General features: G+C 51.1%; 2 tRNA genes and 2 rRNA genes. All 4 read right to left on the minus strand.

From position 1 onward, the window contains the following. Window positions 1-109, minus strand: a 23S ribosomal RNA gene (locus CFB89_RS33815); the annotation flags it as partial. A gap of 288 nt (window positions 110-397) precedes the next feature. Beyond that, window positions 398-473: transfer RNA gene (locus tag CFB89_RS33825), tRNA-Ala, on the minus strand. A 40-nt stretch (window positions 474-513) separates the two neighbouring features. Further along, window positions 514-590 (minus strand) — tRNA-Ile (locus CFB89_RS33830). Between the two features lie 63 nt (window positions 591-653). Further along, window positions 654-765: ribosomal RNA gene (locus CFB89_RS33835) — 16S ribosomal RNA — on the minus strand; the annotation flags it as partial.

Below are 765 nucleotides of genomic sequence, written 5' to 3' on the forward strand. Positions count from 1 at the left end.
TACGGATCAAAGCTCGTTTGCCAGCTCCCCGTAGCTTTTCGCAGGCTACCGCGTCCTTCATCGCCTGTGATCGCCAAGGCATCCACCACATGCACTTGTTCGCTTGACCCTATAACGAGTCTGTCTCTCGACAGTCGCTACAGGTTGAGTTCTCGCGTTGTGCCGTATTCCAAAATCGAGCCGAACAATGAAGTTCGAATCATCTTGAGATACATCGATACAATCACAACCCGGATAACTTCCACGTCCATCTCGAGACGCTTCCGCTATCCAAATTACTTACTTCTTCCAGATTGTTAAAGAACGACAGCCGATATCTGTTGATATCCTCTGACTGGCTCAATCGCCAATGACAAAAACTCGAACAATCGTCATTCGAATGTTTGTCATTGAGGATTGGTGGAGGCAGACGGGATCGAACCGACGACCCCCTGCTTGCAAAGCAGGTGCTCTCCCAGCTGAGCTATGCCCCCATTGAGTACAGATGACCTCAGGTGTGTTACCGCCAGACAATGGTGGGTCTGGTTGGATTCGAACCAACGACCCCCGCCTTATCAAGACGGTGCTCTAACCGACTGAGCTACAGACCCCTGAGTCTGTCTTTAATTTACAGCCGATAAGCGTGAGCGCTCAACTTTGCGAGATAGCTCTGGAAAGGAGGTGATCCAGCCGCACCTTCCGATACGGCTACCTTGTTACGACTTCACCCCAGTCATGAATCCTACCGTGGTGACCGTCCTCCTTGCGGTTAGACTAGCCACTTCT

This window comes from Burkholderia sp. AU16741, assembly GCF_002223345.1.
Lineage (GTDB): Bacteria > Pseudomonadota > Gammaproteobacteria > Burkholderiales > Burkholderiaceae > Burkholderia > Burkholderia sola.